General features: G+C 47.0%; 13 protein-coding genes. 6 read left to right on the top strand and 7 right to left on the bottom strand.

The features are described from left to right. Positions 1-104: 104 nt before the first annotated feature. Positions 105-845: a hypothetical protein gene (locus R3P39_RS09490; RefSeq protein WP_336567132.1), complete on the top strand. Its 741-nt coding sequence runs from the start codon at positions 105-107 to the stop codon at positions 843-845. Positions 846-855: 10 nt separating this feature from the next. Beyond that, positions 856-1,842, top strand: coding sequence for a tetratricopeptide repeat protein (locus R3P39_RS09485; RefSeq protein ID WP_336567130.1), 987 nt, complete (start codon positions 856-858; stop codon positions 1,840-1,842). A 50-nt stretch (positions 1,843-1,892) separates the two neighbouring features. Here R3P39_RS09485 and R3P39_RS09480 read toward each other — a convergent pair whose 3' ends face one another. Further along, positions 1,893-3,005, bottom strand: a complete 1,113-nt coding sequence (locus tag R3P39_RS09480; protein ID WP_336567129.1) for an alpha/beta hydrolase-fold protein — start codon at positions 3,003-3,005, stop codon at positions 1,893-1,895. A gap of 125 nt (positions 3,006-3,130) precedes the next feature. Between R3P39_RS09480 and R3P39_RS09475 the strand changes: the two genes are divergently transcribed. Continuing rightward, a complete protein-coding gene (locus R3P39_RS09475) occupies positions 3,131-5,047 on the top strand; it encodes a winged helix-turn-helix domain-containing protein (protein WP_336567127.1) in 1,917 nt (638 codons plus the stop codon). A gap of 256 nt (positions 5,048-5,303) precedes the next feature. Here the strand turns inward: R3P39_RS09475 and R3P39_RS09470 are convergent, their stop codons facing one another. The 4 genes from R3P39_RS09470 to R3P39_RS09455 form a co-directional block, all read right to left on the bottom strand. Then, positions 5,304-5,483, bottom strand: coding sequence for a DUF6435 family protein (locus R3P39_RS09470; protein WP_336567126.1), 180 nt, complete (start codon positions 5,481-5,483; stop codon positions 5,304-5,306). Positions 5,484-5,640: 157 nt separating this feature from the next. After that, complete coding sequence (locus R3P39_RS09465; protein ID WP_336567125.1) at positions 5,641-5,811, bottom strand: hypothetical protein; 171 nt, start codon at positions 5,809-5,811, stop codon at positions 5,641-5,643. Between the two features lie 336 nt (positions 5,812-6,147). Further along, positions 6,148-7,536 carry an ATP-dependent RNA helicase DbpA gene (dbpA, locus tag R3P39_RS09460; protein ID WP_336567123.1) on the bottom strand — a complete coding sequence of 463 codons (1,389 nt, stop codon included), beginning with the start codon at positions 7,534-7,536 and terminating at the stop codon, positions 6,148-6,150. A 25-nt stretch (positions 7,537-7,561) separates the two neighbouring features. Next, positions 7,562-8,935: a DEAD/DEAH box helicase gene (locus R3P39_RS09455; RefSeq protein WP_336567122.1), complete on the bottom strand. Its 1,374-nt coding sequence runs from the start codon at positions 8,933-8,935 to the stop codon at positions 7,562-7,564. Positions 8,936-9,133: 198 nt separating this feature from the next. Between R3P39_RS09455 and R3P39_RS09450 the strand changes: the two genes are divergently transcribed. Together R3P39_RS09450 and R3P39_RS09445 are read left to right on the top strand one after the other, a co-directional pair. Beyond that, a complete protein-coding gene (locus tag R3P39_RS09450; protein WP_442962072.1) occupies positions 9,134-10,093 on the top strand; it encodes a catalase family peroxidase in 960 nt (319 codons plus the stop codon). Then, on the top strand, positions 10,083-10,613 hold the full coding sequence (locus R3P39_RS09445) for a cytochrome b (protein WP_336567119.1): 531 nt from the start codon (positions 10,083-10,085) through the stop codon (positions 10,611-10,613). Before R3P39_RS09450 ends, R3P39_RS09445 begins: the two co-directional genes overlap by 11 nt. On the opposite strand, the gene R3P39_RS09440 is transcribed toward R3P39_RS09445, so the two are convergent. Both R3P39_RS09440 and R3P39_RS09435 read right to left on the bottom strand, forming a co-directional pair. Next, positions 10,610-11,920 (bottom strand): ABC1 kinase family protein, encoded by a 1,311-nt coding sequence (locus R3P39_RS09440; RefSeq protein WP_336567118.1) that lies wholly within the window; start codon positions 11,918-11,920, stop codon positions 10,610-10,612. The two genes, R3P39_RS09445 and R3P39_RS09440, sit on opposite strands and share 4 nt — an antisense overlap. A 69-nt stretch (positions 11,921-11,989) precedes the next feature. Then, positions 11,990-13,732 (bottom strand): PAS domain S-box protein, encoded by a 1,743-nt coding sequence (locus tag R3P39_RS09435; RefSeq protein ID WP_336567117.1) that lies wholly within the window; start codon positions 13,730-13,732, stop codon positions 11,990-11,992. 130 nt (positions 13,733-13,862) lie between these two features. Between R3P39_RS09435 and R3P39_RS09430 the strand changes: the two genes are divergently transcribed. Further along, a complete protein-coding gene (locus R3P39_RS09430; RefSeq protein ID WP_336567116.1) occupies positions 13,863-15,005 on the top strand; it encodes an EAL domain-containing protein in 1,143 nt (380 codons plus the stop codon). Positions 15,006-15,047 lie beyond the last annotated feature (42 nt).

Below are 15,047 nucleotides of genomic sequence, written 5' to 3'. Positions count from 1 at the left end.
CTCCTATAGGCCAAAAGTCACGATTTAAGTCATGACTTTTGGCACAGGTGACAAGGCCATTCATTGCGTAAGCTAACCTTAATGACATTATTGAGGGCAGAATTATGCTTACCGTTCACCAGTTTATTTTATATCTCCATATTGTATTAGGAGCGTTTGCGCTCATCATTTTTTGGGGGCCTGTAATAGTTAAAAAAGGCAGCGCCAAGCATATTTTAATGGGCAGAATGTTTAACTACAGTATGCTTGCGGTGGCCGTCAGTGGCGTTGTTATGTCGCTGATGGTGATTTATGACCCCATTGCCATTCGCTATCCAAGCGCAGAGCTGTCGCCACAACAGTTGGCTAGTTTAAGCACACAACAAAGACAATTGAGTGAGTTCTTGCTGATGCTGTCGTTGCTGGTATGGGTGAGCGTGCGTCACGCCACTTTGGTATTGCAGGTAAAGCAAGCCCGCCAACAGCTCAAAACATTGGGCCACTTGTTAGGAATTGGACTGTTAACACTCAGTGGTGCTCGGGTGCTTTATATTGCCATCGACAAGGGCAGTGTGTTGTATGCCATCTTTGCCGGGATAGGGTTATTTACAGCGATCACCACGCTGTATTACATCTATAAACCTACGCTTAAATCACGGGAGTGGGTGCTTGAGCATATGACCACCATCATCGGCGCAGGGATTGCTGTGTATACTGCCTTTTTTGCTGTTGGAGGCCGCCATTGGTTAATGCAAGTGTTACCTGGAGCTTGGCAGTTACTGCCTTGGGTGTTACCTGGCATTATTGGCACAGTGGCGATAAATCGCTTTAAAAAACGCATTGCTAAACAGTACCGCATCGCTTAAGGAGAGAGTAATGTTTCGTTTAATTAAAATTCTAATTATAGTGCTAATGCTGCTGGTAATGGCTGGTCAGTCTGCCAGAGCGCAGCAAAGCCAGTTTGCAGAGGCGATGCAGTGGTTTACTGCGCAAAAGTACCAACAAGCCAAAGCGGCTTTCAAACAATTACAACAGCAAGACGCAAATACGGCGTGGTATTACTTAGGTCGAATTTATTATCAACAAGGTGACTTTGCGGGGGCACTGGACTATTTCGAGCAGGCGCTAACGCAATCACCTAATCACGCCGATGAATATTATTGGCTAGGACTAACCAATGCTGAGCTTATTAAAGACGCGTTTTTCTTAGCCAAACCCCGTTACGCCAGCGCTATTGAAGAGGCTTTTTTGCAGGCCATTGCAACCGAGCCAAATCATCTAGAAGCTCACATCGGGTTGTTTTACTTTTACCTCTCAGCCCCCGCCATTGTTGGTGGCTCGAGTAAAAAAGCGTGGCAACAGATACAGAGTGTCGATGCCATCGATAGCCATCAATCAGCATTGCTGACGCTTAACTACCATAGCGAGCAAAGTGATGATAACACCCTGGTAGAATATATAAACACTCAGTTACAAGAGGCTGATAAAGGTAAAGAGTGGCTATTCAAAGCTGGGCTTGCAGCACAGCAAAAGAAGCATTACGAATTGGCGCAGCGCTGCTTTACCCAAGCTCAGAGCCCAGCACCGGCAGTGGGGCTTAATTACCACCGCATTGCCAGTTTATATCAGTTAGGCCGTACCGCGGTGTTGGCAGAACGCTTTATCAAGTCGGGGATAATGGCGCTAGAGCAATACCTTACAGAGACACTAGAGCCCGGACACCCACCGAAAACCTGGGCCAAATACCGTCTGAGTCAGTTATATCGCCTGAATAATGATAACACCGCATCACAGCGGCTGCTTAACCAGTTAGCCCAAGCGGATATTACGGATCCTGAATTAAAGGCGCTGCTTAAGCGTTAAAAGTGCGTCTCACAGCGCCATGATAAAAAACCATGGCGCTGGCAAGTTATCTAAAGTTCAGAAATGCTTTCTTTTATCCGCACTTTCACTTCATCAGTACTGGCTAATTGCAGCGCTTGGTTTAAGTGCTTGCGCGCTGTGCTAGTTTGTTGCTTCGCTGTTGCTACTTCTGCAAGACGCTCAAAGCTTTGATGTGAGTTGGGGTATAATTTTACCGCTTCGCTAGCAATGTACTGCGCCGTGTCAATTTGGTTTTGATCCAGCATTGCCCCTACCAGTCCACGAATATAGTATTCACTCGGTTTAACATTAAAGCCAAGGCGTTGAGATAGGTTCGAAAAGTGGCTAGTAAACGCGGTTTTATTTTTGACTATTTCTGGAATATATAAAAACCAATCATGGTATATGGCCTTTAACGAAGTGTAGACACCATAATGAGTTATGGATATGTGATCCTCATCATTTCTAAGTTCAATAGCGAGCTTATTTTGCTCTTTGGCGTTAGCAAACATGGCGCTCAGCGCTTTATAGCTTTTTGCTGGTGTTGGAAATGGCGTGATCCCTTCAAAATAGACATGCAGTGTTGGCTGTCCTGAGCGGTTGAGGTGTGCTGGTAGTAGTTCTAACATTTGCTCATTACCCCACGCTAAGCTCGGGCTCAGTGCTAAGAAAACATCAAACTCTTGCGGCTGAGTTAAATAAGCATGAAGGGTGAAAGCACCACCAATCGAGTGACCGGCTAACAGACTGTGATCTACGGTACGAAACTTTTCCTTTATAAACGGTTTCACCTCATCGGTGATAAACTTTAAAAAGCGCTGGCTCTTTTGGCGCGGTTGGCTTTGTTGATCAAAGGCCATCATTTCATCGCGGCGGTCTTGCTGATAAATACCCACAACTATCATTGGGCTGACGGTACCGGCAATGTAGTTTATGGTGCTAGACAAGTGATCAAACTGCGCCGCAGCATCGGTTACGTAAAGCACTGGATAATGTTGATGAGGCTCACTGTCATAGTATTCGGGCACTGATACAACAATTTTTCGAGATTGTTTTAAATGGGTGGATTCTATCGTAAAGTGTTGTCCCAGTTTTGCTGGGCTAGCATAGACAGCAGCTAAGGCAAAGAATTGAATGATAAATAATAAAGCAAGGCGTTTCATTATGATCTCCTGTTTTTTGATACGCTCAGGCCAATTTGCGCTTTACTGAGAAAGTGGCAATTGAGAAACGCTTAAAAATTTCTAAGGTTAATCTTAGGGAAAATATATCTAGGGATTTCAGAAGGATGTCAGATTTTGAAGTTGGAGGCTGGCAGGTCTCTCCGAGCAAAGGCACGGTGCAAAAGGATAACCAAGTCAATACATTAGAGCCCAAAGCAATGGCAGTGTTATGTTTTTTACGGCAACATGCCGGTGAAGTGGTATCGCAACAAGCTATTTTTTCGGCTATTTGGCCTGGTCGAGTTTTTTCCCCCAGCTCAGTTCAGCGTATCATTGCTTTGATCCGAAGAGCGCTGGAAGATTCAAGCCAACATCCACAAGTGCTGTTTACACACCCTAAGTTAGGTTATCGCTTAATTGCAGACACTGAGGTGAGCAGTACCCCAAGCGCTTGGTTTAGCATTAAAAACATCAGCGTGTTTTTAAGTCTTGTGGCGACGTTATTGGTCTTGCTCTTTTTCATGGCCCCAAGCGAGAGTCCTGCGACTGAGCAGATAACTTTCAGTCAAGACAGGGAATACAACCCGCGCTTTAGCCCGTCAGGTGAACACTTAGCTTATATTCGAGCGGGAGGAACTCGACAATTGCTGTTTCAACAGCAAGTATCGTCAGGAGTGAATGAGACGAAAGTGATAAAGGCAGCACAAGGAGTGCTGACGTATGTTTGGCATGATAATGACAGTTTATTGGTGTTTAAACAGGATAAAACCCAACCCATCTCACTTATTCGAATTGATCAATTAGAGCAGGGGGCCGGGGTCAGTGCCTTACTCGGGGAGTTTCCTTTATGGCAAAAAGTATTAGCTGCCGCGCCGTTATCTGCGACTAAGCTACTGCTAGCGGTCAAAGCGCAAAGCTACGCGTTAGTGAAACTCGATTTAGAAACAATGCAAGTCAAGACCGTAAAACCATTACCAGCCAAGTTAAAAAATGTCACTTTTGCGACCACTGCCAATGGCGTAATGATCCAGTATTCTGCAGGTGATGCTGGCAGGTTATTGCAACTGCTGCCTAATAACAGCTTGGTAACCCTGAGTACTGAGGTACCCGCCTTTGCAACTTTGGCGTGGCAGCCTCAACAAGACCAATTACAGCTTATCGATACCCTCAGTGGTAAGCTTTATGTGCTCGAGCAGCAAAATATCTTAGAGCTTGTGGCAGATAATACGAACCTCATCGCTCGGCAGTACGCTGATGATAGTTTTGTAGCGGTGTATGAACACAATGACAGTGACTTATATTGGAGCGACTTTAACGTCCAGCATAGCGCGGTGGATAGCAAGTACCTCGACTATCAAGGGAGCGTCAATCACCTTGGTGAAATAGCCTATATATCTAAGCGCTCTGGTACACCCAAAGTGTACTTAGATGCAGCTGGGCAGCAACGGTTATTATTTGATAACCCCAATGAGATAGAGTTTATTGCGCCTATGGTTTGGTCTGAGCGCGGTGACAGCTTAGCATTATGTGTTGCTGGTAAGCTGACTACTATCAGCAAAGAGTTGGGCAAAATCACGACATTATCAACCCCTGAGCCATGCGTTCGAGTGTTTACTTGGCAAGTTGATGACGGCATCGTGTTTCAAAGCCACTCCGGTAAGGTCTATAGCCATAACCCAACTTCTGAAAACAGTCAGCAGTGGCGACCAGAAAATGTGAAATTTGCCGGGCAGGACCGAGATGGTCTAGCAGTCGTAGTAAAGGAGCAATCGCTGCATTGGGGAAATAATACCAAGGCAACACTGGCTGCGAATATCAATGCCTTTTTGCTGGCAGGCCAGTTGGCGGTGTTACAAAAAGGCCCTCAAGGGCGACGTATCGAGCTCTACGACAGTAACCTTAATAAGCAGATAAGTATTGCAGTACCAGAGGGTTGTTTACATGTTAACGCTGGTAAAAAAGACCAAGAAGGTAGCTATTGGTGGCTATGTACCAGCCAAACACAAAAAGACAGTGACATCTATCTTGGCCAGTTGCCCTAATAATACCATTCTGACTTAATACTTGATCAATTTGAGGGATTAAATCTGATGCTAGCTGCGTTAAAAAACTTCTTATTTAGAACAACTAAATAGCAAAGTTTTCGCCTTGCCTGCATGGATGCAGGTACCTTGGCGGTAGCAGGACGCGGGAGCGGTGCTATCGACAAGATTTTCTCGCCTCAAAATAGACCACTTAATTAAGCAAAATGGTATAAACGTTACCGTTAGGGTGACCGACCAACACTTTGGTGTATGGCTAGGATGCAGCCTCTTTATCGTGGGCTTCAATTCTTAACCAAAGTGCTTCGGCGTCTGCGGTTAACATCGAGTAGGTTCTGATGTCGCCGTTACGTTGTGCGTGCATGGCTTTTTCTAATAGCGCGTCATACTCTTTGCGCATTTTCTTTTTTGGGTCGCGTTTAAATAGAGAGAACATTCGCTTCGCCTTAGTTAGTTTCAATTTGTTTTGAACAAAATTAAACGTGCTGGAGGAGGTGAGGGATCAGTATTAATGGTTTATGTGGAGGTGTGCGCCAAGTGGGCAAGAGCAAAAAGTGCTTAGCTTTGCCGCGGCTTGGCGCGTCAGCGTAGTATTAAACCGCTGAGGTTAGCCAATTAAGAAATTGGCGGGCTTCGTTGCCATTGGCAAACTGGGTGACCTTGCGGCCAGCGCCATCAGCAAATACGACCCTAGATTTGTTCACCGAGATTGAGCGAATTGGCTGCTCAATACGGATCTCTGTACCGTTATGTGTATAAGACATAATAAAACTCACTTTTTAACGTTTAGCTTTTTAGCTAGTTGTTTTTACTATAAACGAGCTTCATTACAGTTTTAGCGAATCCCCAACGCTGTGCGCTGATAAATGTGACACAGCTGTATTTCGCCTGACTATATTAAGCTCTTGTTATTACGTTGATGCGGACTTACTGGATCAGGGCAAGGAGGCATTACTGCAGTGCTTGTTGTATGAGAGGAAATAACAAGCAAGTTTGTTATAATACCTAAGGCGAGTAATAAAGGCAAGGTTTTTCTAAAAAAAAGATAATCCGAGGCGGCGCGCTTAGCTGGGCGCCACCTCGAAGTGTCTCAGGTTGCGCTAACGCGTTAGTTTTCGCGCTCTGAAGTTGCGGCCTTTCATTTTCCCTTCGCTCAGGGTTTTTAATGCTAACGGGGCAATCTTGCGCTCAACGGCAACATAAGAGGTCATTGCGGTGACTTTAATTTTACCAATTTGGCTGCCTTGAATGGCATTATTGGCGGTAAGCGCGCCAAGAATATCGCCAGGTCGTAACTTGGCTTTTTTACCACCGTCAATTTGTAAGGTGATCATGGCAGCGCGGTTTATCTGGTTTTTTAATACCGCGTCACTGGGTAATGGCGATGGCGAAACGGTGATATCAAGATAGTCTTCCAAGGCATTGACCTTATGAGACTCTTTATAACTCATAATGGAGCAGGCGATGCCTTTTTTGCCCGCACGGCCGGTGCGACCCACACGGTGTACGTGAACTTCAGGGTCGTGGGCAATATGGTAATTAAGCACTAATTCAACGTGATCCACATCTAGGCCGCGAGCGGCGACATCGGTGGCAATTAGGATGGTTACACTGCGATTAGCAAAGCGTACTAAGGTACGATCGCGGTCCTTCTGCTCCAAATCACCATGAAGCGCTGCAGCATCAAAGCCTAATTGTTGCAGGCTATCGCATACGGTTTGGCACTCAGCTTTGGTATTACAAAACACCACTGCCGAGCTTGGCTGAAACTGCAGCAACAACTTTTGTGCTGCCACTAGCCGCTCATTGTTATTTTGTACTTCATAAAAGTGCTGCTCTATGCTGCTGTCATCATGGGTTGCTGTGACCGTTACTTTTTCTGGCTGCTGCATAACATGTTGAGCCAGCTGCTTAATTTGTGGCGGGTAGGTGGCGCTAAAGAGCAAGTTTTGGCGTGCTTTCGGGCAGTGGTCAATAATACATTGTAGTGGCACCTCAAAGCCCATTTCCAGCATGCGGTCGGCTTCATCGAGAATAAAGGTATTCACCTCACCCAAGCATAAACGGCCTTTTCTGAGGTGTTCTTCAATGCGGCCTGGCGTACCAACAATAATGTGCGCACCATGCTCTAAAGAGCCAATTTGTGGTCCCATGGGGGCACCACCGCACAAAGTGAGCACCTTAATATTGTGGATGGCGCGAGCCAATTTGCGAATTTCAATAGCAACTTGATCGGCCAGCTCTCGGGTTGGACACACCACCAAGGCTTGCACTCTAAAACGTTTAACATTGAGGTTGTGCAACAGCCCCAAAGCAAAGGCGGCGGTTTTGCCAGAGCCGGTTTTTCCCTGGCCAATCACGTCTTTTCCCTCAAGGATTAAGGGCAAGGCCTTGGCCTGGATCTCGGTCATGGTTTCATACCCCAGTGCGCTGAGGTTATCGAGTAGCGCGCTGGAGAGCGAGGTGCTGGAAAATAGTTGCTGAGTCAAAATGGCTATCTCTTAATTTAACGTATTATGCGTTGGGGTTTGGCCTAGCGGCCTTAGCTTGGCTACTGCCGGTGCCACCGCGTCTTGGTCTTCTACGTGGCTTGTTGCTATTCGCGCTCGGTTTTTCTCCGTGCTGAGAGCGTGGTTTTGGCTTAGCTTTCGGTTTAGCCTGACCACTGTTATCGTCAGAAGCTTTGGCTTTCTTTGGTTTTTTGGGCTTTTTCGGCTTGATTGGGCGCGTATCCAACTTAGACTCAGGTACGGCTAACTTCGGCTCAAACCCCGGCTCAATAATACGCGGAACCAATTGTTGAATAAGTCGTTCAATACCAAATAACTCAGTGGCGGTTTCTTGGGTCACGAATGAAATGGCTTCACCAGATGCTCCAGCGCGGCCAGTCCGACCAATACGATGAACATAGTCTTCATAGACATTCGGTAAATCGTAGTTGATAACGTGGGGAAGCTCTTGAATATCTAAGCCTCGAGCAACAATATCGGTGGCCACAAGCACTCTTACGTCACCACTTTTAAAGCCTGCGAGGGCTTTCATACGAGCACTTTGGCTCTTATTGCCATGAATAGCCGCGGCATTGATTTTGTCTTTTTCGAGGTCTTTAACCAAGCGGTTAGCACCGTGTTTGGTGCGCGTAAAAACCAGCACTTGTTGCCAGTTATTACTGGAGATTAAATGCTTTAATAGCCCAGTACGTTTGCTTTTATCAACCGGGTAGGCCCATTGCGTCACGCTTTTGGCGGTGCTATTGGCCGGTGCAACCGAGACTTCAACTGGGTCGTGGATCAAGCCTTTTGCAAGGGTGCGAATCTCTTCAGAAAAGGTGGCCGAGAACATGAGGTTTTGTCTGCGTGCTGGCAGCACCTTGATGATCTTTTTAATGTCATGAATAAAACCCATGTCCAGCATGCGGTCGGCTTCATCTAAAATGAGCACTTCCAAATCGGCAAAGTTAACCGCATTTTGCTGATGCAAATCGAGCAAGCGTCCTGGAGTGGCGACTAATACGTCCACCCCTTTACGCAGCTTCATCATTTGTGGGTTGATTTTCACCCCGCCATAAACCACTTCACAACTGAGTGGCAGGTGCTTTGCGTATAAAGTAACGCTTTGCCACACCTGATCGGCCAGCTCTCGGGTAGGGGTTAGCACTAAAGCTCTAACGCGGTTTGCCTTTGGCCTTGCTCCGCCACTGAGGTTTTGCAGTAGCGGTAGGGTAAAGCCTGCCGTTTTCCCGGTTCCAGTTTGGGCTGCGGCCATTACGTCTTTGCCCGCTAAAATAGCAGGAATGGCTTGCTCTTGGATGGCGGTGGGTTTGTCGTAACCTTGATCTACAACGGCTTGATTGATTTCGGGCGCTAAACCTAAATGGCTAAAGCTCATGATTCGTTACTCTTGTATAGGCGGCGGGCAAGAGTACAGGAATTAAGCGTATTAAGCAATGCACTCCTTGGCGATGAAATTTTTTCTTCGTTACTTGGGTCTAGTGGGGGAGTTGGCAAGTAATCAAAAACCTAAGGAGGCAATTTGGCCGCATTAAAAGTAACACGCATAGCAACCGTTATAGGTTTTCGAGTGGGGATGTTGGCTCTTGCCTGTTACAGTGCAGTGAGTTTAGCCGCGGCGCCAACCGTCACAGCGCAGCAGTTTGTTGATTTACAGCAAGGGGATAGTGAGTTTAGCGGTTTTCGCCGTGCCCATGCCAAGGGCATATGTATTGCCGGCGAGTTTAACGCCAATGGTAACCTCAGCAAGTTTTCCCAAAGCGACCTATTCGCTAAAGGAGTGAGCAAGTTTATTGGCCGCTTTTCGATTGCCGGCAACAACCCTTATGCACCGGACTTAAAAGCCCCAGTGCGCAGCTTGGCGCTGACGTTTGTTAGTGGCGCTGAGCGCTTTAATATTGCCATGAATACCCCGCCAGTGATGGCCGTGTCTAACCCTCATAGTTTCTACCAACAGCTGGTGGCAATTAAGCAAGGCACAGAGGCAGTCCAGACCTTTTTTGCCGAACACCCTGAGAGCGCGGACTTTTTAGCGTGGAAGCGTGACTATCAACCAACACCGAGTTTGGCCACAGAAACCTACCACAGTATTAATGCCTTTTATCTTGTTGATGAGCAAGGCCAACGTCAAGCCGTACGTTGGCAAATGGCACCACTGGCCAAGCCTCAGGCCAACCATCATGATGGAGCCGATGCACTGCAAAATGAGCTGGCTGAGCGATTACTGCAAGCGCCGGTTGAGTTTGCCTGGCAGTTCACGTTGGCAGAGCCCAGTGATGATGAAAATGACCCCGCGAAACGCTGGCCCTCGGACCGCACAAAAATCAATGCTGGCACCCTCACCATTGAGCGCTGGCAAGGGCAACTTGAAGGACCGTGCCATGGCATGAACTTCGACCCCTTGGTATTGCCTACCGGGGTTACTGCCACCGCCGATCCTATTTTACACGCCCGTTCAGCCGCTTATGCTGAGTCGTATCGCCGCCGCGCTAAAGAGCAATTAGTGAATGCAGTGAAGGAAAGTGATGATGAGTAACAGCCTAGTTAAATTTCCCTTGAGCATGCGCATTTTACATTGGGCTATGGCGCTGCTACTACTTTCTTTAATCATGGCAGGAGCCACCATGGTAAAAAGTCTTGAGCCGTGGCAGTTTACCTTATTGTTTTGGCATAAATCCTTTGGCGTCCTTGCTGCGCTGCTGGTTATGGTGCGTTTAGTGATAAAGTGGCGTTCAGCGTCTGTGCCCTTGCCAAGTGATATTTCCCGTTGGCAAGCTTTTGCAGCGCGGGCCAGTCACGGGCTACTTTATGTCTTGATGCTGGCCATTCCGTTAAGTGGCTTGGCAATGCAGTACTTTGGCGCGCGGCCAATATCCGTTTTTGAGCTTTTTACCATACCGGCCGCGTTTATTGCTGATATTCGCCTGTATGGTTTATTTCGCGAATTTCATGGTTATGCGGTGCTGCTGCTGATTGCACTGTTACTGCTGCACATTGGTGGTGCACTACATCATCATTTTATCCGCAAAGACGGTGTATTAAAAAGCATGCTTTAAGCCCGTAAATACTGATGCAAAGGCGTTAAGTCTACCTTAGCGCCGAGCTTTGCGGCGATTAAATAAAGCCCTGCAAGCTTACGGTGAATAAATAAGGCATCCACCGGCGGCGAGTGCCACTGTTGTGCTTGCGTGCTCAGTTGCATGCCTTGCTCACTGATGGTTTTAGCTAGGTTGCTGTTACCAAAGTCAAACGCGCTTTGGCTGCGAAGTGGCGTGGTTGCCAGCATAAATAGATCCAGTACAGCATCGCGATAATCCTGCTCAATGTCGGCATCAAAGTAACCAATGTCTACTGCGGCTTTATCAAGGGCATCGCGATCCTCATTCAAAGCGGCTGCGAGTAGGGCTCGGTAGCCATCGGCAATGTCGCTGGTGATAACCCGAGTAGCACCAAAATCCAGTAACACCAGTTGCTGCTTTGAGGGATTATACAGGTAATTGGCAAAGTTCGGGTCGGTTTGCATTAAGCCAATTTCAAACAACTCTTGAAAGAACAGCTCTATCAGTGCAAACACCATTTCATTGCGCTTAGTTTGCTCCAAGGTGGTCATGGCTTCCAGTGGCTCGCCCGCAACAAATTCCATGGTTAAAATGTGGCCGCTACTGAGCTTGGGGAAGACCTTGGGCACCTTAAAGCGTGCGTCTTGGCTAAGCGCGTTGGCAAATTGGCTTAAGTACTGCGCTTCTTGGTGGTAGTCGGTTTCGTTTAGCAGTTGTGTTTTGGCCTCTGCAACCAGTGGCTCAAGGTTAAGCTCTTTAGGTAATAAGCCGCTTAACTTAATTAAGCTCATGACGTTATCCACGTCGCTATGAATGCTTTGCGCTACGCCTGGGTATTGAATTTTAATTGCGAGGGCTTGGCCATTTTCAGCGTTGCCGCGGTGGACTTGACCAATAGACGCTTGGGCGAAACTTTGCAGTTCAATGTGACTAAATTTATCGAGCCAGTCGCTGCCCAGCTCAGTTTTTAACACCTGCACCAGTTGTTTATGCGGCATTGGCGTTGCTTCGGCGCGGAGGCGTTCGAGTAATACACTGAGCTCCGCAGGGAGCAGGTCACCGGCATCCATGGATAACAGCTGACCTAGCTTCATGGCAGCGCCTCTAAGGTGCGACAGCTTGTCGGCGAGAGCCTGAATATTATTGCTTTGCAGTAATAATTTATGGCGTTCAGGGCGCTCTCCACGTAACACTTGCTTGGCTCCTGCGACCATCACATTGGAGGCCACTTTACCCGCTAGGCCGCCAAAATGGGCTAGGCGGCTGAACCGTGATGATGGCACACTGCGATTTCGGTTACTCAATGTAATTTTCTCTTTGCTTTCGATAGCAATAATACGGCGTAAGATTGCGCCGCGATTAGTATAACAAGGTTAATTGCCTAAATAGGCTGACAAGTGCTCAACGTGTTCACGAGTTTGAGCGATCAAGGCTTCGATTTGTTCGGCGGACTGAGTGGAGCTGCCGGCCAAGTCGCGCACTTCGTCTGCTACTACGGCAAAGCCACGGCCACTCTCACCAGCACGAGCCGCTTCAATGGCGGCATTAAGCGCCAATAAATTGGTTTGATTGGAAATTTTATTAATCGACTGAACAATACCACTGATTTTATCCAGCACTTCTGACATCGCCACGTAAGTTTCTTCTACTACCGCATTTTTCTCCGAGACATCATCGGCATAAACCAATACGCTGGTAACATTGCCATTGAGGTCGGTGATGGCAGTGGTGTCCAGGCTCAGGGTTAGGTTTTTGCCTTGCTTACTTGATGTTTTAATGTCGGCTTTAATGCTTTCACCGTTGACTGCGGCTTGCCAATCGCTTTGCTTAAACAACTTGGCAAAATCACCGACATGGGATTGCAGCTCTGCTTGGTTATTACAGCCTAAGCTTTCGAGTAAAAGATTGTTGGCATCGAGTAGTTTGCCGTCTGGGCTGAGCTCAAACATTAAGCTGGTGGCATTAATGGCGTGTAAGCGCACGTCGTTTTCTAGCGAGCGTTTTTTAGTGTCGTTAATGTCGGCCTGAATCGCCACATAATGAACAAGTTGGCCGTTGCTATCAAACACAGGGTCAATCGCCAAAGAGATCCAGTAAGGTGTGCCATCCTTATGGTAGTTCAGAATTTCTTGGTAAAAAGTTTGCTGTGCTTTGAGGTTGTCACGAATAGTTTGCACCGTATTGGCGTCGGTGTGTTCACCTTGCAATAAGTGACCCGGTTTTTGTCCGCGCACTTCCTCTAGGGTATAGCCGGTCATGGCAGTAAAGCCACTGTTTACATACTCCACCAACCCTTGAGAGTCGGTTATCACTACGGCATTGCTGGTGTTATTGGCCACCAACGACAGCCGTTTGAATTCGCTACGTGCTAAATATTCCTCTGTGATATCGCGCACAAACGCGGTGTATAAAATGCGCTCGTCGAGTTTAATTTTCGACAGTGCTAAAGACACCCATTTTGATTCGCCGTTAAAGGTTTCAATATTAAGGTCAACGGACATACCCACTAGCTTGTCTTCACCAGTGCGGCGGTTGTGATTTACTTTGTCATCATGATTGGCTTTAAAAGGGGCAGGTACCAAGGCTTTGACGTTTTTACCGATGACTTGCTCGCGGTCGCACTGCCAAATCTGTTGGGCGGCACGGTTAAAAAAGATCACATTGTTGTGTTCATCAATAGTAACTACGCCATCAACACATTGCTCAAGGGTTTGGTTAAACAGCTGCTTGGTCTCGCGCTCCTCTGTAATGTCTTTAACAATGGCGGAGTACCAGCGTTTGCCTTTGACTTCCAGCTTCGACAGTGACAAGGAGCACCACACTTTTTGCTTGTTTTTAGTCTCAATATACAGCTCAACACTGCTACCAACCAGCTTGTCTTGTCCGGTATTGCGATGGTGATTTACATAGTTATCGTGATTGCCTCTAAACTCGCTTGGTACCAGCATTTTTACATTTTCACCAATGACTTCTTGGGCGCTGAAACCCCAGAGCTGTTCGGCTGCGCGATTGTAGTATTGAACACAGTTATGCTCGTCTATAGCAATCACGGCATCGACGGCTTGATCTAAAATTTGCTGGTGAAATTGATTTTTAAAGCTTGAGAATAAAGACATGAATACCCCTAGTAACACAACAGACGTAGGTGTACGAATGACGTGTTGATTTAGTTCAATTCAAGTCAATGTGAACAAATAAGTTATTCGTTTCGTATGCCTGTGGGTAATAATTAATGGAGGAGCGGCTATGTGGTGTCCAGACTGTGAAACAATTGACGACTATTTTTTTGATACAACTTACTTTTGGCTTTTCTTACCCAGTGGCAATGCCTTTAACAATGTTGCCATGATGTGTGGTGAGAATAATTGGGAGTCAATGCATGCCAACGATAAATGTATTCAAGCAAAATTGCAGCGCGAAGAAATCACGGCGTTTTTAACCAGTCTTGGCGGTTGTCTTTCTGGCCCTGAGTTTGGCCAGTCTAAGGTCACCACAACCAGCACACCAGAAGCCCCTGACTTAGTTGCCATTGCAAGATTGGCTAGTGTAGAAACCATGGTGAGGCGTTTTCAAGCCCGTTGGATTAAAACCGCGGTTGAAAAAGAAAGCTACCAAAGTTGGTATCAGCCCATTGTGCACGCGGATTCCACAGCACAACAGCCGAAAATATTTGGCCACGAGTCATTGTTTCGTCTGTTTGACGAGGACAACAACGTGGTGCCACCTGCCTTTGTGTTTAATTTAGCTGATCAAAGTGGTTTGCTGTATTCAGTTGACCTTATCGCGCGTCGTTCGGCGGTGGAGCACGCAGCACGTGCACAGCTTTCAGGTAAGGTATTTATCAATTTTAATCCATCGAGTATTTACGATCCATCTTATTGTCTGCGCTCTACCGCGACTGCCATTAATGAGTTGGGCTTTCGCCCTGAAGACATTGTGTTTGAGGTGACCGAAACCCACCAAGCCCGTGATATTAATCATTTGAAGGGGATATTGGCGTTTTATCGCAGTTGTGGTTTTGGGGTTGCGTTGGACGACATTGGCTCTGGCTGGTCGAGTTTAAATATGATGGCACAACTGCGCCCCGACTACATTAAGATCGACATGGATCTGGTGCGCAACATCCACATTAATCGTCATAAACAGAATATTGTTTCTCATTTAATTCAGTTGGCTCACGATAACGGCGTTGAGGTGATTGCCGAAGGAATTGAAAGCGAAGCCGAAGCCGAAGTGCTTAGAGAAATGCGCGTAAATTACATGCAAGGCTACTTATTTGGTAAGCCGGCGGCGCTCACAGAGCGATTAAGTAACGGTCACCAAGACAGCATTGCCGAGAGCGTCGAGCCCTTGTCAAAAGCTGCGAGGCATTTCGATTCAATGGTTTAATTCACGATGCTGTGAAAATACTGAAAAATTTTTTTCATTAAT

It is taken from the genome of Pseudoalteromonas sp. UG3-2 (genome assembly GCF_037120705.1).
GTDB lineage: Bacteria > Pseudomonadota > Gammaproteobacteria > Enterobacterales > Alteromonadaceae > Pseudoalteromonas.
This window is presented reverse-complemented; position numbering and strand designations above follow the sequence as displayed.

Excerpts from the sequence above, each read along its gene's own strand:
- R3P39_RS09465 (WP_336567125.1), bottom strand. The coding sequence starts at position 5,811 with ATGTCTTATACACATAACGGTACAGAGATCCGTATTGAGCAGCCAATT.
- R3P39_RS09455 (WP_336567122.1), bottom strand. The coding sequence starts at position 8,935 with ATGAGCTTTAGCCATTTAGGTTTAGCGCCCGAAATCAATCAAGCCGTT.
- R3P39_RS09470 (WP_336567126.1), bottom strand. The coding sequence starts at position 5,483 with ATGTTCTCTCTATTTAAACGCGACCCAAAAAAGAAAATGCGCAAAGAG.
- R3P39_RS09450 (WP_442962072.1), top strand. The coding sequence starts at position 9,134 with ATGTTGGCTCTTGCCTGTTACAGTGCAGTGAGTTTAGCCGCGGCGCCA.
- R3P39_RS09435 (WP_336567117.1), bottom strand. The coding sequence starts at position 13,732 with ATGTCTTTATTCTCAAGCTTTAAAAATCAATTTCACCAGCAAATTTTA.
- R3P39_RS09445 (WP_336567119.1), top strand. The coding sequence starts at position 10,083 with ATGATGAGTAACAGCCTAGTTAAATTTCCCTTGAGCATGCGCATTTTA.
- R3P39_RS09480 (WP_336567129.1), bottom strand. The coding sequence starts at position 3,005 with ATGAAACGCCTTGCTTTATTATTTATCATTCAATTCTTTGCCTTAGCT.
- R3P39_RS09430 (WP_336567116.1), top strand. The coding sequence starts at position 13,863 with ATGTGGTGTCCAGACTGTGAAACAATTGACGACTATTTTTTTGATACA.
- R3P39_RS09475 (WP_336567127.1), top strand. The coding sequence starts at position 3,131 with ATGTCAGATTTTGAAGTTGGAGGCTGGCAGGTCTCTCCGAGCAAAGGC.
- R3P39_RS09485 (WP_336567130.1), top strand. The coding sequence starts at position 856 with ATGTTTCGTTTAATTAAAATTCTAATTATAGTGCTAATGCTGCTGGTA.
- R3P39_RS09490 (WP_336567132.1), top strand. The coding sequence starts at position 105 with ATGCTTACCGTTCACCAGTTTATTTTATATCTCCATATTGTATTAGGA.